The 21,675-nt window shown below is 43.1% G+C and carries 20 protein-coding genes and 1 pseudogene; 10 read left to right on the forward strand and 11 right to left on the reverse strand.

Going from position 1 to position 21,675, the window contains the following annotated elements; genetic code table 11:
* The 6 genes from C1709_RS00080 to C1709_RS00105 form a co-directional block, all read left to right on the forward strand.
* Positions 1–682 (forward strand): IS982 family transposase (locus C1709_RS00080; RefSeq protein ID WP_102284956.1); only part of this gene is annotated, 682 nt, incomplete at its 5' end.
* A gap of 411 nt (positions 683–1,093) precedes the next feature.
* Positions 1,094–2,473: a hypothetical protein gene (locus C1709_RS00085; protein WP_146035428.1), complete on the forward strand. Its 1,380-nt coding sequence runs from the start codon at positions 1,094–1,096 to the stop codon at positions 2,471–2,473.
* 180 nt (positions 2,474–2,653) lie between these two features.
* Positions 2,654–3,541: a hypothetical protein gene (locus C1709_RS00090; RefSeq protein ID WP_102284958.1), complete on the forward strand. Its 888-nt coding sequence runs from the start codon at positions 2,654–2,656 to the stop codon at positions 3,539–3,541.
* Positions 3,542–3,723: 182 nt separating this feature from the next.
* Complete coding sequence (locus C1709_RS00095; RefSeq protein WP_102284959.1) at positions 3,724–4,086, forward strand: plasmid mobilization protein; 363 nt, start codon at positions 3,724–3,726, stop codon at positions 4,084–4,086.
* Between the two features lie 4 nt (positions 4,087–4,090).
* Positions 4,091–5,326 (forward strand): relaxase/mobilization nuclease domain-containing protein, encoded by a 1,236-nt coding sequence (locus C1709_RS00100; protein ID WP_102284960.1) that lies wholly within the window; start codon positions 4,091–4,093, stop codon positions 5,324–5,326.
* Between the two features lie 12 nt (positions 5,327–5,338).
* On the forward strand, positions 5,339–5,869 hold the full coding sequence (locus tag C1709_RS00105) for a hypothetical protein (RefSeq protein ID WP_102284961.1): 531 nt from the start codon (positions 5,339–5,341) through the stop codon (positions 5,867–5,869).
* A 60-nt stretch (positions 5,870–5,929) separates the two neighbouring features.
* On the opposite strand, the gene C1709_RS00110 is transcribed toward C1709_RS00105, so the two are convergent.
* The 11 genes and pseudogenes from C1709_RS00110 to C1709_RS00160 form a co-directional block, all read right to left on the reverse strand.
* Entirely contained in the window at positions 5,930–7,393 is a 1,464-nt protein-coding gene (locus tag C1709_RS00110) for an ATP-binding protein (RefSeq protein WP_102284962.1), read from the reverse strand.
* A 74-nt stretch (positions 7,394–7,467) separates the two neighbouring features.
* Complete coding sequence (locus tag C1709_RS00115) at positions 7,468–8,313, reverse strand: DUF7281 domain-containing protein (RefSeq protein ID WP_102284963.1); 846 nt, start codon at positions 8,311–8,313, stop codon at positions 7,468–7,470.
* 2 nt (positions 8,314–8,315) lie between these two features.
* The gene (locus tag C1709_RS00120; RefSeq protein WP_102284964.1) at positions 8,316–11,966 is read right to left on the reverse strand and encodes an ATP-binding protein; all 3,651 of its coding nucleotides are present in this window, start codon (positions 11,964–11,966) and stop codon (positions 8,316–8,318) included.
* Positions 11,950–12,507, reverse strand: coding sequence for a condensin complex protein MksE (locus C1709_RS00125; RefSeq protein ID WP_102284965.1), 558 nt, complete (start codon positions 12,505–12,507; stop codon positions 11,950–11,952). Before C1709_RS00125 ends, C1709_RS00120 begins: the two co-directional genes overlap by 17 nt.
* Positions 12,497–13,696, reverse strand: coding sequence for a hypothetical protein (locus tag C1709_RS00130; protein WP_102284966.1), 1,200 nt, complete (start codon positions 13,694–13,696; stop codon positions 12,497–12,499). The genes C1709_RS00125 and C1709_RS00130 overlap by 11 nt, the downstream gene beginning before the upstream one ends.
* A gap of 14 nt (positions 13,697–13,710) precedes the next feature.
* The gene (locus C1709_RS00135) at positions 13,711–14,592 is read right to left on the reverse strand and encodes a bifunctional class I SAM-dependent methyltransferase/HIT family protein (protein WP_245836864.1); all 882 of its coding nucleotides are present in this window, start codon (positions 14,590–14,592) and stop codon (positions 13,711–13,713) included.
* On the reverse strand, positions 14,580–15,731 hold the full coding sequence (locus tag C1709_RS00140; protein WP_245836866.1) for an HNH endonuclease domain-containing protein: 1,152 nt from the start codon (positions 15,729–15,731) through the stop codon (positions 14,580–14,582). The genes C1709_RS00135 and C1709_RS00140 overlap by 13 nt, the downstream gene beginning before the upstream one ends.
* Positions 15,655–17,445 carry a DGQHR domain-containing protein gene (locus C1709_RS00145; RefSeq protein ID WP_245836867.1) on the reverse strand — a complete coding sequence of 597 codons (1,791 nt, stop codon included), beginning with the start codon at positions 17,443–17,445 and terminating at the stop codon, positions 15,655–15,657. The genes C1709_RS00140 and C1709_RS00145 overlap by 77 nt, the downstream gene beginning before the upstream one ends.
* Positions 17,426–18,661 (reverse strand): DNA-methyltransferase, encoded by a 1,236-nt coding sequence (locus tag C1709_RS00150; RefSeq protein ID WP_102284968.1) that lies wholly within the window; start codon positions 18,659–18,661, stop codon positions 17,426–17,428. The genes C1709_RS00145 and C1709_RS00150 overlap by 20 nt, the downstream gene beginning before the upstream one ends.
* Positions 18,662–18,689: 28 nt before the next feature.
* Positions 18,690–19,000, reverse strand: a pseudogene (locus C1709_RS01070) (DUF4007 family protein).
* Positions 19,001–19,006: 6 nt separating this feature from the next.
* Positions 19,007–19,225, reverse strand: a complete 219-nt coding sequence (locus C1709_RS00160) for a helix-turn-helix transcriptional regulator (protein WP_021947192.1) — start codon at positions 19,223–19,225, stop codon at positions 19,007–19,009.
* A gap of 292 nt (positions 19,226–19,517) precedes the next feature.
* Here C1709_RS00160 and C1709_RS00165 point away from each other — a divergent pair, with 292 nt between their 5' ends.
* From C1709_RS00165 to C1709_RS00180, 4 genes are all read left to right on the forward strand, one after another.
* Positions 19,518–20,243, forward strand: a complete 726-nt coding sequence (locus tag C1709_RS00165) for a hypothetical protein (protein ID WP_245836869.1) — start codon at positions 19,518–19,520, stop codon at positions 20,241–20,243.
* Positions 20,244–20,406: 163 nt separating this feature from the next.
* Positions 20,407–20,709: a DUF4134 domain-containing protein gene (locus tag C1709_RS00170; protein WP_004354999.1), complete on the forward strand. Its 303-nt coding sequence runs from the start codon at positions 20,407–20,409 to the stop codon at positions 20,707–20,709.
* Between the two features lie 5 nt (positions 20,710–20,714).
* The gene (locus C1709_RS00175) at positions 20,715–21,050 is read left to right on the forward strand and encodes a DUF4133 domain-containing protein (RefSeq protein ID WP_102284970.1); all 336 of its coding nucleotides are present in this window, start codon (positions 20,715–20,717) and stop codon (positions 21,048–21,050) included.
* Positions 21,047–21,675, forward strand: a 629-nt coding sequence (locus tag C1709_RS00180) for a TraG family conjugative transposon ATPase (RefSeq protein WP_146035430.1), incomplete at its 3' end; no start/stop codon positions are given. The genes C1709_RS00175 and C1709_RS00180, both read left to right, overlap by 4 nt.

Consider the following 21,675-nt stretch of genomic DNA (forward strand, 5'->3'; position numbering starts at 1 on the left):
GTCTTATTTTCCGAAAGCCGTGTCGTACAACCGCTTTGTGGAGTTGGAAAGCCGCGTGTTCTTCCAGCTCATGTTCTTCCTTAATCTGGGAGCTTTCGGAAGATGTACCGGCATAACGTTCGTTGATTCCACGATGATACCCGTATGCCATAATCTCAGGAGATATGCCAATAAGGTATTCAAGGGAATTGCCACTGACGGAAAAGGAACAATGGGTTGGTGCCATGGCTTTAAGCTCCACCTTGCGTGCAATGACAGAGGCGAGATAATAGCCTTTGTCCTTACAGGCGCAAATGTCAGCGACAAGGACCAGAATGTGTTCAAGGTTCTCGCTAAACGTTTGTATGGCAAGCTGTTCGCTGACAAAGGCTATATTTCGCAGAAACTGTTTGACTTCCTCTTTGAGGATGGAATACAGCTGGTGACAGGGTTGCGCGTAAACATGAAAAACAAGCTGATGCCGTTCTATGACAGAATGATGCTGCGCAAGAGATACATTATCGAAACCATTAACGACATGCTGAAGAATACGGCACAGATTGTACACTCACGCCATAGATCTGTAAGCAACTTTATCATGAACCTTATTTCAGCATTGGGAGCATATTGCTTCTTCGACAACAAGCCAAAGGCATTGCAGGGATACTGCATCGAAGACACCAAACAGCTGTCACTATTCTAAAGGCAAAACAACTTCTTTCAGCCTTCTGTTATTACCCACTCCTAATGGCATGGGGAGGAGGCGTATTCACACTGCATTTATATTGTATAAGACACTCGGTTATCCCGAACTGGGGTCANACAGCTGTCACTATTCTAAAGGCAAAACAACTTCTTTCAGCCTTCTGTTATTACCCACTCCTAATGGCATGGGGAGGAGGCGTATTCACACTGCATTTATATTGTATAAGACACTCGGTTATCCCGAACTGGGGTCATTACTAAGATTTCCACTCTCGGATGGCAGAAGATAGGCTTCTTCGCTTTTGGAAACGGGATCATTCTCAATGGTGAATGGCACCCTGTAAACGAAGAAGGCATTGTGCGATTGGGAAGTCCGTTAGGCTCATTCTATCTCCCTGCCTTCTCTAAGATGAATGAAGATAATAGCGAGAAGTTCCTCTTTGAACAGAAGTTCATTCATCTGCCAGAGAGCAAAGTGCGTTTCTTCCAGTTTGCCACACAAATGCGGTTGGTCTATGGCGACAATGCCATCATCGGCATCTGCTTCATAGTGGTATGCCTCTTTCGTGATATTATCATTCGTCATCGTCGAGAGTTCCCTACACTCTTTCTGTTTGGCCCAAAGGGAACTGGGAAGACTGCCTTCGGGGAACTGCTGCAAAGCGTGTTCGTCTATAATGGTGACCATCCGAACCTTCGTACATCTACGATGCCGAGTCTTGCTACCGTCTTGTCACAAGCCGAGAATGCCATCATGCATCTTGACGAATACAAGAACGATATCGATGTGGAGAAGATAGAACTTCTAAAGGGACTCTGGGATTGCCAGGGACGCAGTAAGCTTGACATTGAGACTCGCAAGCGAGAACAGTCAAAGGTACTCAGTGGTGTCATTGTCAGTGGACAGGAGAAACCGACTGTTGATATAGCCTTGTATTCTCGCCAATGTGTTTTACCCTTCCACAAAGACACGCATACTACCGAAGAAAAAGAGAACTTTCGTGTCCTGAAAGATTGGGAGTATGAAGGAACTTCCTACATCGTCTTGGAACTATTGCAGGTTCGAACTCAGTTTGAGCAGTCCTATAAAGACTGCTATGAGCAGGCTGTCAAGAACATCTGCACATCGTTGGCATTCTGCATTGATGAGAGAATCCTTCATAACTGGTCTGTTGTGTTGGCTTCCTATATGGCAGTGCAGCATCATATTCAGTTTCCTTTTACCTATAATGAGGTCTTCAAGACAGTACTGAATGGTGTGGAATACCAGAACGAAGAATGTTTGCACAGCAACGAACTGAGCATTTTCTGGAAGACCGTTGATTATCTGAAACACGACAATCAGATATACGGCCTTTGCGATTATCGCATCCACGAATATACCAGTCTGAAGGTTGACATCAAGATGGATGGCAGACGGCAGACTGTAACCAGAGAATACGGCAATGCCAAGAAGATTCTCATTATTCCTACCAACAGCCGTATGTTTGCCCTCTATGCTCTCCATCTTCAAAAGACCCGTGAGAAAGTCATTCCTGAGAATACACTGAAGTATTATCTTGAAAACTCTCCCGAATACATAGGTAAGGTAAACAGCGTAAGATTTGCTTCTGTAGAGAATGTGAAGGACTGGCCACGGCAGTTCGAAGCCAAGTGTTTCCAATGCCAGCCACGTCTCAGCGAAAAGCCAGTACAGGCATTCTGCCTTGACTATGAAGCTGTGGAAGCTGCCTATGGAATCAGTCTTTATTCTGATTACATGGCATTTGACTTGGCTCACAATTCGTAAAATTCACATACATCTTCTACAATATCTACAATGGTAATAATCAATATGGTATCTCTATAAAAAGAGTTCTTACAAAGTGAAACAAACATCTACACGCCTTGGGTTGGCAGATTAGTAAGCCCAAGAATGAGAAATAAACATGAAGGGTGTCCATGCCTATAACAATTAAAGTAAAAGAACATGTATCAAGAAAATTTATCTTATGGTCTGTTTCTATCAGACCGACAGCTGGATTTCCTGTCTAACTATCCACAGGGATTTGACCGCATGAAGTGCTTTGCCACATTCTTGCAAATGGCAGTGAAGAAGCCGACGCACTATGAGAAGAAGGAGTATTCAGTTGACCTGACCCCAGGCCAGTTTGCTATTTCGGAAGTGGAACTTGCCAAACTCTGGAAGTGCAACCGCAAGACTGCATCCAAGATGGTTGACCTATTCCATGAGGTGGGACTGGTATCATCTATTCCTAATTGCCGTACCACTGTCTTCACAGTCCATTGTGTAGCCAGTTGGTACATCAGTAATGAAGTCATCCGAAATGCGCATTACTCACGCCATCCTCAGGTCGAGCAACGCATCAAGGCTAACCACAAATACCAGAATGCTGCCAATGGAATCACCGACAGCAGAACAGTAGCCAACGAAACTTCTGCTAATGGTGGTGCTACCGATGGAATCACTACCAATAGAACTGCTACAGAAGATAGCATGAAGGGCAATTCCTTATCCCTTTCTTCAAATGAGACTGATAAGGCGAATATCGCACATCAATCAGTTGGGCAAACCATCGAACAAAGGGATGTGTACACTACCAAGCATACGCCCCCCATTAGTTGTGACAATTCCAATGATGGAAACGGCAGGGAAAAGGAACTATTCAATGATGATGCCGAGCCGGCAACTCGGATTGAAGAAAGTCTTTCCCCATCCATCACCTTGACAGATGCAATCTCTGGCACCAACAGCACAGAGAATGTGGCGCAGCCTTCTTTTGGAATCCCAGACGAGAGCAATACGGATGCTACCGCCATGTCAGCAACCGAAACGGTTTCCGACAATGCCGTTTAACTCCATCAAGGGCTTGGGACGCCCGAAGGGAGCCTGAATTTTCGTACTCTCTAAACAAGAAGTGTCAATGTCAGACAATCCGCTCCGCTACTTGCCCGGCTTATTGACTTCTTGCAATACTCGCAGGCTCGCATTGGGTTGACCAAGCCCATTTATAAACCTACAGATAAAACCATTTAGAAATGAAAAAGAACATAGAACGTAAAGGGCGCAATCCACGCATCACCGTGTGCTATACACCCGACGAAAACGAAAAGATTGTAAAGCTGGCTGCAGCCTGTGGACTGAAGAAAAGCCAGTATATCCATGACACTTCCCTTGGGCAAGAACCAAAGGTAATGATGAGCGACAAAGAGGCTGATGCCCTGATGTCGCTGAAAGCTGCCCGAGGTGAACTTGTTCTGATTAAGAATGCCCTTCATGGCACTACTCAGGAACAGCGTAAGAAGTACTTCCGCAACGAACAGTTTATGCGGCAGTGGATAGAGGGCGTAAACAGCCTTATCCGCAGATTAGCAGAAATAGAAGGAATGTTCAAAAGATAATGTTATGATAGCAAAAGCAATATCTATACCGCATGGCGCAGCCATGACCAACTATGCCACCAAGCATAACCGTGCAGACATTGTGTTGACACGCAACTTTGACGAGGGGCTTACTCCTCTCGCCATGTGGGGAGCGATGGAAACCATTCACCAAAAGTATGAACCCAAATTCAGGCGCAAACCCGTCAAGAACCCGACCTTACGACTGGAGGTTTCCCCATCCCTTGAAGAGACAAAGGGATGGGCACTCAATGACTGGTACGCGTATGCGCTGCAGTTTCTTGAAAAGCTCCAAAAGGATGTCCAAGCCAAAGAAGGCAAGAAGAAGGGAGCTGGCAAGTTCAATCTGGACAGGGCACAGTTATTTGCCTGTCTTCACTTTGATGCGAAGTCCTGCATTCCTCACCTTCACATCCTCATCAACCGCATTGACCTTGATGGTAATCTCATGAATGACTCCTTCATCGGGGATAGTGCTGTCAAGGCTGCCCACGCCATTAACATTGAACGTGGATGGGAGCTGCCCGAGGATATTCACGAGGCTCACGAGAAGGAAATAGCGGAAGCCTGTTATGACATCCTTCGTGGAATGTCAAGATACGATTGGGACAGCTATAAATACGCCCTTGAAAGTCGTGGTTACAATGTCCATGAGCAACGAGATAAACATGGTGTCTTGCATGGTTACACCGTCCTTCGCGGCAACTCCCGTTTTAAGTCATCCACCTTGGGTAAAGGTCGTAATCTGACCGCAACCAAATTGGAAGCCACATGGAAGAAACTTCACCCCGTCGCTCCAAGTGTTGTGAAACCCAGTTCTACCGTGGGCACCTCCCAGGCTACTGAAAGGAAGCCCCTTACAGAGCGTAACTCAGGTAGTCAGAGTGTAGCCCAGACCATGCCGGAAACACCATCTGTCTTCTGGAAAATACTGTCTGTTGATGGTAAGCGTTATTCCATCGCAATGCCGATGGAAGCATACACGGCTATGAAGGATGCCATTGAAGCGCCTGATGAATCTGTGCCCTTCGAGAACGTCATGAATGTGGCTATGCTGTTGTTCATGAACTACGTTGATGCTGCCACATCCATGTCTGAATCCTGTGGTGGCGGTGGTTCCACCCCATCAAACTGGGGAAAAGACAAGGATGATGATGAACGTGACTGGGCACGACGTTGCGCCCAACTCGCTAACTGGCTATGCAAGCCTATCAGGAGATATAAAGGACATAGACATTAAAAACTAAACATTATGGGAAATAAATATGATAGCCTTGTTGAGGAAATCAACAAGCAGGAAGAGGTCAAGGAAGAAAAGGTTAACCTTGATAATGAACTTCAACTTCTTAAGCAAGCCATGAGCGACTTGCACGATAACGTTCAAAAAGTTGAGAAGGCGGCCAAAGATGGAACGGATATGGTGAAAGCATTGAATGCAGCCAAAGACAGCATGGACACTGCTGTTTCCGCTTTCTGTCGTGCAGTTTCCCGAGCCGAGTCAACTGTGCTAAAAGTTGAAATGACCGATGAGTGTTTGAATACCATCAAATCTGCAAGAAAGGAACTAATCAAGGCAGAGACCACACTTCTTGCCAACCATCGACGGATGCTGCTACAAGAATATCGTAATCAGAATGAAGAATTTCTGTCACTCATAAAGTCGGGCAAGGGGGTATACCTGTCACCCAAAGTATTCTGGTGGTGGGCAGGCATCTCGTATCTCACTTCGCTATATTCACTCTGGTGTCTTTTTCAATTGATTTTTCAATGGTTGAAGTGCTAATCGAGTCTTGTCTGGTATAGACAAACGTTGAAACCACTGTCGCATTTCGCGACGGTGGTTTTATTCTTTGTCAAGTACCTCCCAATGACCACTATAGCCACTACCCACATAACGAATATGTGGCATTTTGGCAAGGTGGCGTTTTATGGTTTTTGAACTTCGATTACTCAATTTGGCCAAATCTTCTGTCGAGATTTGAGGATTGTTTCGGATTTGTTTCTCTATCCAATCATCAAGTTCTTTATCTTGAGGGACACCTTGAGGGACACCTTGAGGGACATCTTGAGGGACATCTTGAGGGACACCTTGAGGGACACCTTGAGGGACACCTTGAATATCACCCTTTGATGGTCTAATGAATGTTACCACAACAAAACCGCCATTGATACTCCAAGTAGGTGCTGCTACTCCTCTCTTTTGACAAGCCTCCATGATGCGCTTCACACCTGAACCCCAGTTCTCAATATAGGTTGTACTATACAACACATTAGCTATTAGAGGATTGTATGGGTATGATATGTGAGGTTGACGAATGTTTTCGGGTGTAATCTGTGGGGGCAGTACGCCAGGATTCTCGATTTCGATACGGTCATCGTAGATGGCGATGCCAATTGTCAAGTTATACCGCTCGTACTGGCGATGACAAAGTGCATTCAAGACCGTCTCACGCAAAGCTTCGGCAGGTACCTCCAGATATTCATCACGAACTAGTCCGACAATCTTTCCGTGCATATTCAAGTGCTTGCGAAAAAAGTTCATTGCCTCGTTGAGCAGCACAAAGATGTTCCCTTCCACTCGCTGATTGTCGATAAACTCATTCTTGTCAGTTCCTTGGAAACGAGCCAGACGCATTGTGAACTGGGTGTACATACCAGTATCTTTTGTGAAGAGTGCAGTTGCGGCATTCAGAGGCCTTTCACCAGTGGTCAACTTCCATTTACCCAACACATCTCCGATGGATTCAGTAAGAGCCAGCTCTGACAATCTACCTCGCTCAACGCCAAGACGTACAACGCCGCGTATCAGTTTCTCGTCCAAAGAACTAATATCCGTAAACTCCGAAGGTTGCCGTTCCCATGCAAACAAGTCTGGCTTACTTCTGCGCAACCGCTCTTCGTACATGTCGCGTGGCATCTCCTTCGTTGTACTCTCAACCTTGTAGTAAGGACAACCATGATAAGTATAAGGCACCATTCCCCATGCCCATCCTTCAAAGTGCATGGCAATCACCTTATGGTCTGGTCGATCAGGCACGTCGATATACTCTACCCGAACATCAACCTGAGGCTCCATGTAGCTCAGAGCCTGGCCAATCTCTTTTTGAGTATTGTCAGTAACCTGTTGTCCCAGAATCTTCAACGATGTTGGAGCAATGCCAAAGACAAGCCAACCACCTTCCGTGTTCAAGAAGGCGCAAGCAGAATGCATACCATCCTTCAGTTCACCTGTGGTTTTCTTCAACTCCAGCTGACGGTGCTCATCACTCTGAATCAGTTTTTTCAGTTCTTCTATTGTAAGTGCCATATACTTATAACGTCTTTATTCTTTACATTATTGTCACTTCTTCATGCTTAGTCTTTTGGGTATTACAAACCGACCTAATCGTTCTTATATTCAATATTTATATATCCCTCTTGGTCATATCCACGGCGGTGCTTGTTGATCATATCTATAAGAGACTGTAAAGAGGGAATATCACACTGAAGAGTATGATATTTGTCATATTGTTCGTTGTAACGACTTAATGATCCTTTGACCAACCGTTGTTCAATATCTGATGGAATAAGATATGTGGACCGGTCACCAAGATGTTTATGGAATTCCGTTAAGAAGATGTGGATTCCAGCCAAATCAAAATCACCAAAATGAACGTATTTGTTTGGAATCGTTAGAAGCCAATTGCACAAATCAGTTGATTGGGGATAGCGGGATGCAAAAAGTAATTGTTTGTTTCCAAGCAAAGACTCAAATAATTTTCTTTGCTGACGAATCATACGGAAGTTCTCCATATTCTCTATTCCCACCACTACAACATCCTCTGGAATGACAAAATGTTTCCAATTGTCGATAAACACAAAACTTCCTTCAGGAGGATTAACCACAAACGGTTCGCTATTTAGCGAACACTCAATAGACTGATAACTATTGATAGGGAATCCTGGACATGAGCGAATCGTCAAAAGCTTGGAATTCCCTGTTTCTACAGCCATTGAAGCACGAGAATCCGCAGTGGTAACATCAAGCATCCGATAATTCTCATCTTTGTCAATGAGGTATCTTTTCAGTGCCTCAATATCCCGGGCACGATATGATTTCCGAGAGCCACGCGTCGTCACCAACAGCAACCCTTCTGCCATCAGTTCATCAAGCAACTTGCTGTTTAACTTTGAACTAGCAACCTGCTCGCCAGAAATCAATGCCTGAATGGATGCACTTATTACCATAATTATTTTGTCCGTTTCAAAAGTTTGTCCACTCTGGTCTTCACGCCATGTTTACTCAGCAGATAGGTGTATTTGTAATCGTATGGATTATAAGATGTGGGTGAACTGTTTATAAGATATATGTTACGCGAGTTTGCAAACTGCAGGATTCCCTTAATGTTTTTGGGATGCAATCGTCCAATTTCATCCATCATACAATGGATGATGAAGTCGCCACTCTTGCGTGCAGCCTTCTTCTTGAACACATTGATGAGCATGATGTTTACCATCGCCTTTACCAAGATATCCGTACCGTCGGAGCCTACGTTGTTGATACGCTCCACCCAGTTGGTGTCATTGTCGTTTTCCTTGACGCGGAACTGCAATCGGAAGGCATCGCCAAGTGAAACTGTTGGTCGGCTTTGCTCGTCCTGCAACTGATGGGAGAGACTCTTCAGATAATCTATGACCTTGCGATTCACCTCGTCGCGGTTGTCGCTGGAGAAAAGGTTGAGTTCGCCAATCGACAGGGCATTTTCCACGGTATAGTCATGAATGGACATGAGCAACTGCATGAGTCGGTCTGATGACTCATTGGCTCGAAGTTCAATGCTCTTGATGACTCCTGCGAAGTTCTTTTCCACGAAATCCCTGTTGATATCCAGTATCACACTGTCCACATCCGACCTGCGTTTCATCAGTGTGCCAATCTCCGTAGAGATGCGCCCCAGGATATCCTTGTAATGCTCGCTGGTACGACGACGGAACTCTTCAATCTTATTATTATCCATGAAGCCTTGTAGGTTGGCGGCTATCTCGAGATAGTCTTTGTCCGTCACAGGCATGGTATTGAAGTGGAAGGCATTCTGAGGCTTGAAGTTGCGATTGAAGTTGATGACGATGTCTTTTAATCGGTCCAATGTCTCCCGCTTCTGGTTCACCGTTCCACGAAGCTGACTGATCAGCTGCTGACAATCCTGTTGGGACTCCATCGGCTTGTCATCAGAGAGGAAAGCATCGGGCACCAAATGTTCGTTTTCTACTACCTGATGATACTGGTTCAATCCCTCGCGACGATGATTCAAATCTTTGATGACTTGTTTCTGACACTCCTCCTGTTCTTGCCGTTTCTTTTCGATGCGTGTACGTTTGTCCTCATATCGCTGACGCATCATGGCGAGTTGCTGATTAATGTCGTTGATGCACTTTTTTATCTCAGGTTCCTTCGCAAACAGGTTCTGCTCTGCATCGCGGTATCTGATGACCGTGGGGCGCTCATCGTCTATCTGCGCCAGCAGTTTCTTAAGCATCTCCAATGCTTTGCGGTATTGCTCCAACAGGTTAACGTCAACGCCTTTTCCGGACAGTTCTGCTTTCTGTTGTTCGTCAAGCTGAGCTTTCTGACTGACAAACTCCTGATTGCGAAGAGAGGCCTCCGCCTTTTGAGACTCCTTGAACACCCGCAATTCCTCATCGAGCATTTTTGAAGATTTGTTAAAGGCATTATCCAAACTGTTGAGTTCCTTTTTATTTTGGGCCTCTTTCTTTTCACGGACATCCTTCTCTGCCTGTACTTTCAACAAGGCATCGTTAAAGGCACGTCCGCGAACCTCTTTTTCCTTTGCAACCATTTCCTGCTCTTCCATCTCCAACTGATGCTGCTGGTTCTGCAGGTTCTGTCGTTTTGTGGGAATCTGCTCTTCTTTCACTTTTAGGCGAGAGTATTCCTGACGAAGCGGTTTAAGCAGATCACCATATTTCTTACCAAGTTTTGATATATCTTCCTGCAAGGTGATAGGCAATTGTGTGAGTTGTCTGTTCAACTGCTGTACCTTCTCTTCCAGTGTTTCTTTCTCAGCACGAAAATCATCGGGCGTACGATGTACGGCATCAATATTATCCAAGTTGAGCTTGATGCCAAACAGACTGTCGGATGCCGCTCCGAGTTGAGGCTCCAGTCCCCCTGCATATAGAATCCGTTCTTCGTCCACCACCTTGCCGATTGTCTCTTCCCATCCATCGGCATTCTCGGTAAGCCACTGATACAACGAGCCGTCCAGATGGGATAACAGTTCATAAATCTTGGCTATCTGTTCTTCGTGTTGAACGCGGCTGGCTTCGAGCCGTTCCTGTTCACGCTGAGAGGCTTGTTTAAGCTCAGCCTCTTTCATCTCAAACTCAGCAGTCAGTTGTGAAATCTGGCTCTTGATAGCTGTCTGTTGAGCGGTGTTCTCCTTTTCTGCTACCTCCAACTGCCGTAGCTGCTCCAGTACCTGCTTCGTTTTTTCAGCCTTAGGATGCCACTGTCGCAGTTCTTTCACGGCATTGTCTGCCCTATTTTGCTCTGCCAGCAGCATCTGCAAGCGCTCGTCCGACTCATGACGCCAACTGTTGAACGCATCCATCACGGCATTTCTGTTCTTTGTGCGCTCATCCTCCAAACGTTTCCGCTTTTTCTGCAGGGCATCCTGCTTTTGATAGTATGCCTCCTTTTGAGCATTTTCAAATGCCATACGGGCATTCTCAAGTTTGCCCCTGGCGATATTGTACTTTTCTTCTATCGATGCATGTGTTTTCAACAGGTCATCCAGCAGTATCTGCTTGTCAGCAGCTTCGCTCTTAATGGCATCCTCACGGGCGGCCAAAGCCAGTTTTTCCTCGATATGCAAGGTCTCGAAATCTTTCCGTGCCTGCGCTATCTCCTTCAGTTTTTCTTTCTTGCCGCCCAACGTTTGATTGAGTTTGTCTTTTTCTCCGTCATAGTCTGCCGTCAGTTCTTTCTCACGATTTCGCTCCTTTTCGATATTCATTTTCAACTCTGTAGCCTCTGCCTCCAATAGCGGAATCTTCTGTTCACTCTCTGCTACAGCATGATTCAGCATGCGCCACACATCTAATAATTGCTGGTCGAGTGCCACAATTCGTCTGCCTTGTTCAGCAATCTTCAATGCTTGCTGACGTACAGGGTAGTTACCATCACGTGTCTGCCTGAACCAACAGTCTATTTCGTCATATTCCCGTTCAAAGTCGGTCACCAGTCGTCTGTAGGTCTGCAGGTCGATGGGTAAGTCCTCGTCTGCCATTGATTGTATGATGGTGTTCTTCACGAAGTCAGCATCCAGTTTGGTATTCAGAAAGACGTTCTGAATGCTTCGCGGAATGTTCTGATAGTGGGCGCTCTGCACTAAGGCATAGCGAACGTATTTGTGATCGTGGGTATTGCCAAAGATAATATCCTTAAACACCACGCCAGAGTCTATCCTTGCAGATACTGACACATTTTTATCAATACGCTCACGTATCTTCACCCAGTCACTCAATACCTGCTTATCTTGGTCAACTATCCAATCGCGCTGATAAGGAGCATCGATAAACCGCCATGAAGCTCGTCCCTGATAACGACTCACCAGTATGGTATAGGCCCCATTGTCGCGCATCACCTCATAAAGGATGTACGAGTTTGACTGACGGAAATAGAACTCGTCAAATGACTTCTGAGCCTGCTGTATGCCCAAACGATGCTTGTCTGCATTGTAGAAGAACAGCAGTGCTCGTAAAACCGTACTCTTGCCCACGCCTTGAGTACCCGTGAAATGTACATTGCCATCCACAGAAATCTCTGCATAGGGTATGTTGGCGCTATTGACAAATATGATTTTATTCAGGTATTTCATCTTCGTTGGCAATTTGAATAATTTTCACCAGTTCCTCGGCATAATGGAAAGCGGAGGTAATCTTGTAGGTCTCGTCCTGTTCGCTGATGCATTCGGCAAATCCCATGGCTTGCATTTCCTGAAGCAGTTTGTTCACTATCTCTAAATAAGAAGCCACACCGTATTTTTTATAGAGGCGTCCGGCTTTCTCCTTCAGTTCAATATCCAGGCTGATCTGCTCTATCAGATGGCTCTTACGAAACTGATAGCCAGCCGTAAACGATTGGTTGTAGGTCTTTAGGAAGTCTAGATAGTCGAGCCATTTGGAAAAACTCTCCAACTTCTGTTCTATAGACTGCTTTCCCTCACCAATACGTGAGAAATAGAAGTAGCCGTTGCCTACCTCCAATTGCAGACCTATCTCCTTGAAGAAATCAACATAATCGTCTAAGTTCTCCTCAATATCCTCATACAGATGACGGATTGAGGTATCAGAGCTGTCTACCGAAAGGAATTCTCCACGGCTCAGTCGCTCGTAAATTCGTTGAGTATTATTTCGCATAGATAATAGGATATTCAATGTCTTGATAAGTGGCATATTTCCCTGTCATCTTACATTCGTCAGGATGTAGGATGACCAGTTGGCAAAAGAGGGCTGCGTGGTCTTCTATATCACGTTTAGCCTTATAATCGTATCTCAGAATAAAGTCGAACAGGTTGTAGCTTGACGCAGAAAAAGCATTCCATACTTCATTAGGATCGACATCCTTCAACCGCTGAACGTGTTCCTGCAAGTCTTCGTCTGTCAGCGGTTCGGCCTCTGTCCTTGCGGATTTTTTCAAACCATTGCGTTCGGCTATCCGTCTCAGGATGCTCACTATCTGGTCGTTCTCCCTCAGCATTTCCAAAGAGAGTCTTATTTTGCTGTATTGTCTGGATTCCATCCATAGTGGATTGCTATCTCCCAACACCTGAACTATATTGGTATCAGTCTTGATGAGTAACTGGTCTTGCAGATATTTCAGCTTGCGTATCTTCTTATAAAGCAGGTTCTGCTGTTCAATCTGGTTAATATAGACGATAATCTGTCTGTCTATTTCCATCAGCGCATGGTATGCCTCCACAAAGTCATGCTTTACATCGCTGCATGTCTTGGCCATATGCGGGTCGTTGGCCATCAGGAAGAATGCATGTTCCGTATCCATTAGTTTTTCGCATTCGCGTATCATCGAGCGGATGCTATGGCTCTTCTCATCTAGGTTTTGCAGCTTCTTTTTCTTGATAATATAGTTTGGTTCTTGCTTATACGCATTATCCATATTGCGCTTCAAGTCAACCACATTCTTCAGCGTTCTGAATCCCGTCTTTTTTAGCAGTTGTCGCACACTATCTTGATAGCAAGCCCTACGGTTGGCATTCGTCTCCTGCAAGAAATATCCGATATGTTCCTTCAGCGTGTTGATACATTCCTGAACACTTAGCACACTGATTTCCTCGTTCACATTCAGTACTTCCTCAAAGAAATTGAGGTAGTCACTTTCTATCTCTAACGTATTGCCCGTTTCCACCAGTACGCCATAATCCAGTAGTTTCTTTAGTCGTGCTTCATTTCCTCCCACCAGTTCCAAAGCCAACCCTTGTGGAAACTTCATTAGTTTCCTCTTCTCAAACATCTCGCTCAGCAATCCTTGTTCACGCGAGAGTGTCTTTGTCAGCTCTTCTATGGTTCTAAAATGTGAAAGAATCTCCATAAAAACGTTTAACTCTAATATTTCTGTTTACATGGTATCACCCCACGCACACCACCTTTAGGATTGGGGACATCACCCTTATACCTAGGAATAACATGCATGTGGCAATGAAAGACCGACTGGCCAGCAGCTTCGCCTATGTTGATGCCGACATTATACCCGTCAGGGTGGAAACGTTCGTCAATCTTCTGCCTGACATATTGCAGCACGACGTTCATGGCCTCGCGCTCGTGGTTGGTAAGATCAAAGTAGGAAGCGACGTGCCTCTTGGGGATGATGAGAGCATGACCGGGCGAAACAGGATAGCCATCGTAGAATGCAACACAAGTTGCCGTTTCGCAGATGATTTCCACTCGGCGGGATAGGCGACAGAAAGGACACTTTTCGCCTTCCACACGCGGCAACTTGTTGAAATGGTTGTATTGGTAGAGTTCGTAGCTTTTGTTGGCGACAAGACTCTTGTACGGCAGTTTTACATTACATTGGTAAGTGTATTGCTTGTGGATGGCATGAAGCCGAAAGCCCTCTTCCGTCAGGTCACGACGGACGGAAAAGTAGGCCGTTCCCTTTGGGGAAAGCAGGTTGGCGACATTCATCAGCACCTCGGCTTGCGCGTAGGGTTCGAGCACGTTCAGCACATAGTTGCAAAAGATGGTGTCAAACTTGCCCTCGGGGAAGTCAGGGCGGTAATAGTAATCGTAGCCGATAATGTCAAAGCCCTGTTTCTTGAGTTCGTCTGTATCAAAACCAAATCCACATCCGAAATCGAGAATCTTGCCTTTCAGCAGATTGTGCTGCATTAGGTATCGCGTGGGTACAGAGAAATCCGTGCGTTTGATGGCCGTGAGGTAAGGGTGATTTATCTTCTCTGGTTCCATAGGCTTCAGTATTTCCATATTTCAAAACCCATATTGAGGGCTATTTGGTTAATTGGGTTAAATGTCCTTTCGTATAGTTCACGGAAAAGAGCTCCGTCCATGTTTGCCAATTCCCTTGCAGTATAGCCGAGAGAAATGAAATCCTCCATTACTTTTGATTCCTTATTATTCTTTATCATCAGCTGCAAAGAATGATGTTGCAATTTTGCCAATTTAGGCAAGTAAATATTCAGGTCAGGGAGATTATTACTCTTCGAAGAGTTGATGCTGCTATCAGAGGGTATCAGATTCCACAACAAATCGTGAGAAACAAAACTCCAGGGAATGAAATGGTCAAGTTCATAATCCATCGGATGAAGTTCCTTGTCTGTATATATACAATGTATTGGCCCGCCAATAGTCATCACCATATCCCAGTAATTGTGCTGCTTCGTCAGAGAGTTTCTTACTTCTGGGCGAATCAATTTATTAGGAATGGCTGGAACATTTGGATTGCGCACTTGCAAGAACAAAGTCAGGTTCCAATAAGCAAAATCTACCAAGATATTATAATGGTTGTGCAGATACTTGTTCCATCCCTGATTCAACATGATATAAAAGTCTTTCCCGTTCCTAAATAATGCATATAGACAGTTGTTCTCCAAAGTCTGTGAACGCCGCACCATTTCCTTATCATCAGACGTATCTATCCAAGGGCGAAGGAAACGATATGGGACATTCAAAGTAAGGATGTTCAAAAGTTTCTTGATTTTCTTATTCGCCAGATTCTCTTTGAGGCCATTGATAATTGTATCCGCATTGGCATCAATAGGAATCTGAGTCATTCGCTGCAATTCAATAACGATGTCAAAAAGAGAATCGCTATTGCCAAACGACAGACGGAAATAGTGAATAGGATACCAAGCATTGGCCACCATCCGAATCACGATGTCCCATACATCAATACGAGGATTGTCTGATTTTGCATGTATCTGCATAATCGATACAAACCAGAAGTATTTGTATGTTGCCACCGTATTAGAGAAAATCTTCCCAAGACGGTTCGTGGACAGTATGTCTGAATTGGGAATCTGCATAACTTTAATCAACAAAATACTTGCTATATAAATCTTCACCCATTCTTCGATATTGGCTTGATTTGTATTTTTTGAATTCAAATTCCTTAATCGAATTAAGCCGTGATCGATATGATTCGAAACTCGCTAACTTATTATTCTCTATAAGTAATCTTATAAGGTTTAACACACCATTTATAAATGTTACAGTTAGGATTCCTATCGATGTTTTTGCATTATATGTTTGCCACATCGTAGAGTCGAGGCTGACTTTAAATGCGGATAACATCTCATTTATTTTTGTCGCACAAAACCTTTGATAATCAGAAAGAAGTGCATAATCCTGACAATCCTTTTGTGCAAGGTCGTCTTTCTTCTCATTTTCCCATATCCTGAAGAATGTATCCGTCTTCTGTTTGTCAACTTTTATTAATGGCTTTAAACCAAAACTAACTATTGAAGCGGTCTTGATTTTCCCCTTTTCATATGTGTACATTTCTATGAGATTTACCAATGAGCCATGCTCATTTAATATTTTGAGAATACTTTTACCAATAGCAATGCTTGAAAATGGCATTGTCTGTAACTGAATCTCTTGTTGAATCAATTGTCCTACTTTTTTCTGATTTGCATTTATTTCTAAGAACAGATTTGATTCGAATTTTAATCGATTCTCCTTACTTTCATTTTTAGGGAAGATAATACCTGTTACTAATAAGTTCTGGATTTTTCGTAAATGGGCAATATATTGCTCATAACTATCATCACCTTCGTGATAGGCATAGGTACGATGCTGTCCATCAACAATTCCAATAATATTGCACTTATCTTGAATCTCAATAAAGGCTGGTGTTATATTTGTATGATTTCTACTTCCTTTGAATTTTCCATCTTCACCAATAGATATCTCATTCTGTCTATTTTTATCAGTATATAATTTTATGTCATTTTCAGATATGGTTGTTATAATGTTATTAATAAAAACTCGTTTTTCTTCAGACAGGTATTTTCGCATACTTGAAATTTTCTTTGAATCAAGCATACGCTGATAATACCCAACATTTTCTTTTTGGCGCCAACCTTCCTGTCTCAAAACATATGCACGTTTTAATAAAGATTCTGCATCTATATAAAATGATATTATCTTATAACCCTCTTTAAAAGAGCTCTTTTCTTCGGGTAAAATATGACCAGAGAAACAATTGGTAGTTCCTGTTGTAGAGCTAAGAATGTTATCACCAAAATCACTTTCATTTATTTTAAGAAATTCAAGAAATTCATATTTTGCAGAAAATTTGATGACATTTGTAAGGCTTTTAAAATACTTAACAATATGATAGTCAAAGTAGATAATGTCTTTTACATTATCTTTATGTTCTTGAGAAATAGTTTTTTTTGAGCAATATAATATCCTTAATATGAGTTGATTAACAGTATATTTAGGTTTTATTCTATCATTGAACTCATTGCTAAATGAATCATATATTTTATTATCTACAAGAAATCTAATAAAATCGCCAATGTTACTATTGATTTTATTATATAATACACTTTTCTTCAACAAGTGCGGCTCTCCAACTGTATATTCTGTAAGAACAATAACATTTTCACAAACGAACAAATCGTCAAGTTCGCTTGTACGTCCGTCATAAACGAATTCCTTCCCATCGATGCCGAGCAAACGAGAGAAACCTATTCGTTTCATTATATCTCTTATCTCCTTTTTTTGCTCACGCTGCTCTTTTTTGAAAGCTTTTTCTTCTGGAGACATTCTCTTCTTCCTCTTTTTCTCCCTCTTATTCATAATCTTTTTCATATATATCAACTTCAATAGGACTAATAACTTTTGTGTTAATATTTGTAATCTCTGCATTTCTCATATATGAATGAGAATTTGTTTTTGAGTAGAGAAAGACATTTTTACAATTCAAATCAATTTCACTTTTAAAACTAAAAATTGGGGTAATGCCGTATTTTGATAAAGGAGGAGTGGAAATAAGTTCCTTTATTTGTTCTTTCAGTACTTCATCATCTATACTACTAAAAAGAGTATATTTGACTTCTATGCCTACCCTTTCAATCATCTGAGGTCTATCTACATATATTTTCAAAGAATCATTTCCTAATCTTTTTTCTAAACTATTAACAAGTATTCTTCCATATTTTAATGAGCGAAGATTAAGTATTGTTTCTTCAAAAGTTTCTTGATCTTTTCCATTTTTAATATCCTGATACTCTTTCCTCCCTTTGTCTAAGGTTTGTTCTAAGTACTTATTAAACATACTGATATACTGTCTATTTAATTCAATACCTAGATATTCACGTTTCATATAAGCCGACTGAGACATGACGGTTCCACTTCCTGCAAAAGGATCGAATACAATATCGTTTTCATCAGTGCTTATAAAGATCATTGTAGCAATCATCTCTTTCGGCAGTGGGCAAAAATGCCTAATATATTCATTTCCCCAAGATCCTTGAACGGGTATTGGAAATTCCCATATTTCGTCTAAGGCTTTTCCACGAGGATTGTATCTCTCAGGATATTTAACCCACCATCTTTTTAGTTGTGAGGTGTCATACACACGGACATTATCTTTATTTGTCTTATACTCTTTATTTTTTGAAAAGAATAAAATATATTCAAATTTTCTCTGCATGAAACCTTTGGAAGACCAAGGAACAGTTTTATCCTTCTTCCAAATAATAATTTCTTGTAAAAGCCACCCCGTTTCTTTCAATTTTTGAACAAGATCAAAAGGGAGCGTAACAACCGCATTGTTACGTTTGAACGTGTCAATAATTATCCATAGGGTTCCATTGTCTTTTGTAATATCATAAACTTGCGAAAAAACTTTTTGCAAATCAATTAAATAGTCGTCATATTTTTGACCAAAACCGATTTGCCCATCAACGCCATAATCTTTCATGTCAAAATATGGCGGTGATGTTATTGTCGTTTGTACTTTTCTTCCTTCCAGTCTTACGGCTTTTATTAGCTCTCGAGAGTCGAAGTTTATTATTTGATTCATTCTATTTATTACGAATATGTCAAAGTTGCTATAAATTTGGAAAACAACAAGTTAAGTGAAGCAACCATAATGTTGCGATGTCTTCAAGATATTTGTCCTTGCCCTTGCTCTCATCAAAAAGGTAATTGCCAAGCTCTGTTTTTTTTCGTTCTCTGTAACACCAAAAACCCTGAGCCAAAAACGGATTGACGCAACCATGTTTTTGCCTACGCCAAGGGTTATTACAGCATCAGGACTATTGAAGTCGTTCTTATTGGCAACAAAGTCATAGCCCTTCTTAAGCCAAAGCGACTTACAAGGGAACGACTCATGTCCTGAGAATTTATATGTTATAGCCATATTTAACTACAAATTAGAATTCATCAAAGTACGGACGTCCACATTTAGGACGTTAGCGATCTCATTCAACTGTGCCACTGAAGGCTGGGACTTGTTGTGACACCACCGAGAAATAGTATGCTCGGTCTTGCCAAGTTTCTCTGCCAGCCAGCGATTGGTCTTTTCTTGTTCTGCAAGGACAACTCGAATGCGATTTAATGTCCCTGTTTTTTCATTATTTGCCATAAATTGTTCAATTATTGATGGCAAATTTACAAAAAAAAATGAGATAAAAGAAAGATTTAATCTTTTTCAATATAAAACGGTTGATTTTACATTAAGATTGAACATCACTACTGTCCCGTTAAAGTGGACTAATCGCTCTTTGAATTAATTGAAATACAGTCTATTAGGTGGTATTTTGAAATGAAACGGACTTGATTTCGTAACTTTGCAGTCAAATTCAAATGACTGTTATCTGTTTCTGATAGCGGTATGGGTGTTCATTGGAATACTCTTCCTCTGGCAACAATTCCGCATGGCGTGCCGCAAATTGGAGAAAGCATGTGAAAAGAAAAATGAACAGGAACAAAAACAGAGAGTGCCTTCTGTTACCCAAGACCAAATTGAGCAGGCACAGCAAATGCTTGTCGGCAAAAGCAAATCATACGGGGAACGCTATGCCGAAATCACAAAAGAGATTACGGAAAACTCTCAAAAATTCCCCGAAGTTCCCGCTGCTTCCTCCTCTGAAAATCCAGCCGATAATCCCGATACCTTTGCAGAACAAAGCTCACAGGTGTCCAAAGAAAAAGAAGTGGAAGGTACAGAAGAGGACAATGAAATGCAGGTTGACTACACAATGGACGAAACTGACGAAGACGCAATTGTCCGTGAGGAACTGCAAATCGCAGACAATTCTCTGCCCGAAGTATCACCGTCCAGCATCCTCGCAAGGGACATTATCCGTGTCAACGGTTGGCATAGGAATGACGACACGCTTGATGAGGAAAGCGAAGCAGAAATGCAGGATACACTACAAAGCATACGGGGCACACAGCTCATGGACTATATCAAGGAGGCAACGCTCAAGCAAGAGAAAGACCATCAAAAGCTGCTTGCTGCCATTCGCAAGGCGGAAGAACTGGACTTAGAGGAAAGTAATATAAACTCTTCTTCTGACTTTGAAACGGACTCAAACGTAGAGAGCAGCAACAGCGATGTTTCGGAAGAAGCCGAACTTCCACTGTCATATTATCTGTAAACTAATGTTCTTACTCATATTATAAAATTGTAAAGTGATGCGGGGGTGGCTCAAAAGTAAAACAATCTGCCAATATCTGTCATACGATAAAACCGAGCTGCCCCTTGCCACTTTCACCCTAAAAAGAAAATAATTTGTTTAACAACTTAAAATAAAAACAGCAATGAACAACAAAAAGAAAATCACAATGCTGCTCCTGATGGCTGCCGCCACCGTAGGAGCTTATGCGCAGGGCAATGGAATGGCGGGCATCAACGAAGCCACGAAGATGGTGACCAGTTATTTTGACCCCGGTACCAAATTGATTTATGCCATCGGTGCCGTGGTGGGCTTGATAGGAGGAATCAAGGTCTATAATAAGTTCAGTTCGGGTGACCCCGATACGAGCAAGACCGCTGCCTCTTGGTTCGGTGCGTGCATCTTCCTCATCGTGGCTGCCACCATCCTACGTTCTTTCTTCCTATAACCACTATGGCGAGTTGGGAAATCAACAAAGGTGTAGGCCGAACGGTAGAGTTCAAGGGTTTGAAGGCGCAGTATCTCTTCCTCTTTGCGGGAGGCTTGCTTGCTGTCTTCATCCTCGTGGTCATTCTTTATCTCTGTGGAGTGAGCCAGATAGCCTGTCTGGTCATAGGCGTAGTGGGTGCCACCCTCGTGGTGTGGCAAACGTTTGCCATGAACCGCAAGTACGGGCAGTATGGGCTGATGAAGCAGGGAGCGGTGCGTATGCACCCACGATACCTCTTGAACCGCCGAACGGTCTGCCACCTTATCCGTAACCTTCAACCAAAGAAAGCGAAGAAATGAGAAATAAAAGCAAGATAACGACCCTTGAATCAAAGTTTCCGCTGCTCTCCGTCGAGCAGGGCTGCATGGTGAGCAAAGATGCTGACATCACGGTGGCTTTCCGTGTGGAGCTGCCCGAACTCTTTACCGTCACTTCTACAGAATACGAGGCAATGCACTCTGCCTGGCATAAGGCTATAAAAGTGCTACCCAATTACAGCATCGTACACAAGCAGGACTGGTTTATTAAGGAAGACTATCAAGGAAAGCTCGCTGATGGCGGACTGAGCTTCCTTGCCCGTTCCTCTGAACGGCATTTTAACGAACGTCCGTATCTCCACCACTCGGTCTATCTCTTCCTTACCAAGACCAACAAGCAGCGTATGGCTCAGCAGAGTAACTTCTCTTCGCTTTGTCGTGGACATCTGCTGCCCAAGGAAATTACCAACAAGGATGAGGTGATGAAGTTCATGGAAGCCGTAGACCAGTTCGAGCGTATCATCAATGATACCGAGCAGATAAGGATTGTCCGCATGACTGAAGATGAGTTAGTTGGCACAAATGAAAAGGGCGGACTACTCGACAGGTATTTCTCTCTATCTGAAGAAGGGCATGCGTCTTTGGAGGACATCCGTCTGGGCGCAGA

The sequence above is a fragment of the Metaprevotella massiliensis genome, assembly GCF_900241015.1.

Coding starts and splice junctions, on each gene's coding strand:
- C1709_RS00085 (WP_146035428.1), top strand. CDS start 1,094: ATGAATGAAGATAATAGCGAGAAGTTCCTCTTTGAACAGAAGTTCATT.
- C1709_RS00090 (WP_102284958.1), top strand. CDS start 2,654: ATGTATCAAGAAAATTTATCTTATGGTCTGTTTCTATCAGACCGACAG.
- C1709_RS00095 (WP_102284959.1), top strand. CDS start 3,724: ATGAAAAAGAACATAGAACGTAAAGGGCGCAATCCACGCATCACCGTG.
- C1709_RS00100 (WP_102284960.1), top strand. CDS start 4,091: ATGATAGCAAAAGCAATATCTATACCGCATGGCGCAGCCATGACCAAC.
- C1709_RS00105 (WP_102284961.1), top strand. CDS start 5,339: ATGGGAAATAAATATGATAGCCTTGTTGAGGAAATCAACAAGCAGGAA.
- C1709_RS00110 (WP_102284962.1), bottom strand. CDS start 7,393: ATGGCACTTACAATAGAAGAACTGAAAAAACTGATTCAGAGTGATGAG.
- C1709_RS00115 (WP_102284963.1), bottom strand. CDS start 8,313: ATGGTAATAAGTGCATCCATTCAGGCATTGATTTCTGGCGAGCAGGTT.
- C1709_RS00120 (WP_102284964.1), bottom strand. CDS start 11,966: ATGAAATACCTGAATAAAATCATATTTGTCAATAGCGCCAACATACCC.
- C1709_RS00125 (WP_102284965.1), bottom strand. CDS start 12,507: ATGCGAAATAATACTCAACGAATTTACGAGCGACTGAGCCGTGGAGAA.
- C1709_RS00130 (WP_102284966.1), bottom strand. CDS start 13,696: ATGGAGATTCTTTCACATTTTAGAACCATAGAAGAGCTGACAAAGACA.
- C1709_RS00135 (WP_245836864.1), bottom strand. CDS start 14,592: ATGGAAATACTGAAGCCTATGGAACCAGAGAAGATAAATCACCCTTAC.
- C1709_RS00145 (WP_245836867.1), bottom strand. CDS start 17,445: ATGAAAAAGATTATGAATAAGAGGGAGAAAAAGAGGAAGAAGAGAATG.
- C1709_RS00150 (WP_102284968.1), bottom strand. CDS start 18,661: ATGAATCAAATAATAAACTTCGACTCTCGAGAGCTAATAAAAGCCGTA.
- C1709_RS00160 (WP_021947192.1), bottom strand. CDS start 19,225: ATGGCAAATAATGAAAAAACAGGGACATTAAATCGCATTCGAGTTGTC.
- C1709_RS00165 (WP_245836869.1), top strand. CDS start 19,518: ATGGCGTGCCGCAAATTGGAGAAAGCATGTGAAAAGAAAAATGAACAG.
- C1709_RS00170 (WP_004354999.1), top strand. CDS start 20,407: ATGAACAACAAAAAGAAAATCACAATGCTGCTCCTGATGGCTGCCGCC.
- C1709_RS00175 (WP_102284970.1), top strand. CDS start 20,715: ATGGCGAGTTGGGAAATCAACAAAGGTGTAGGCCGAACGGTAGAGTTC.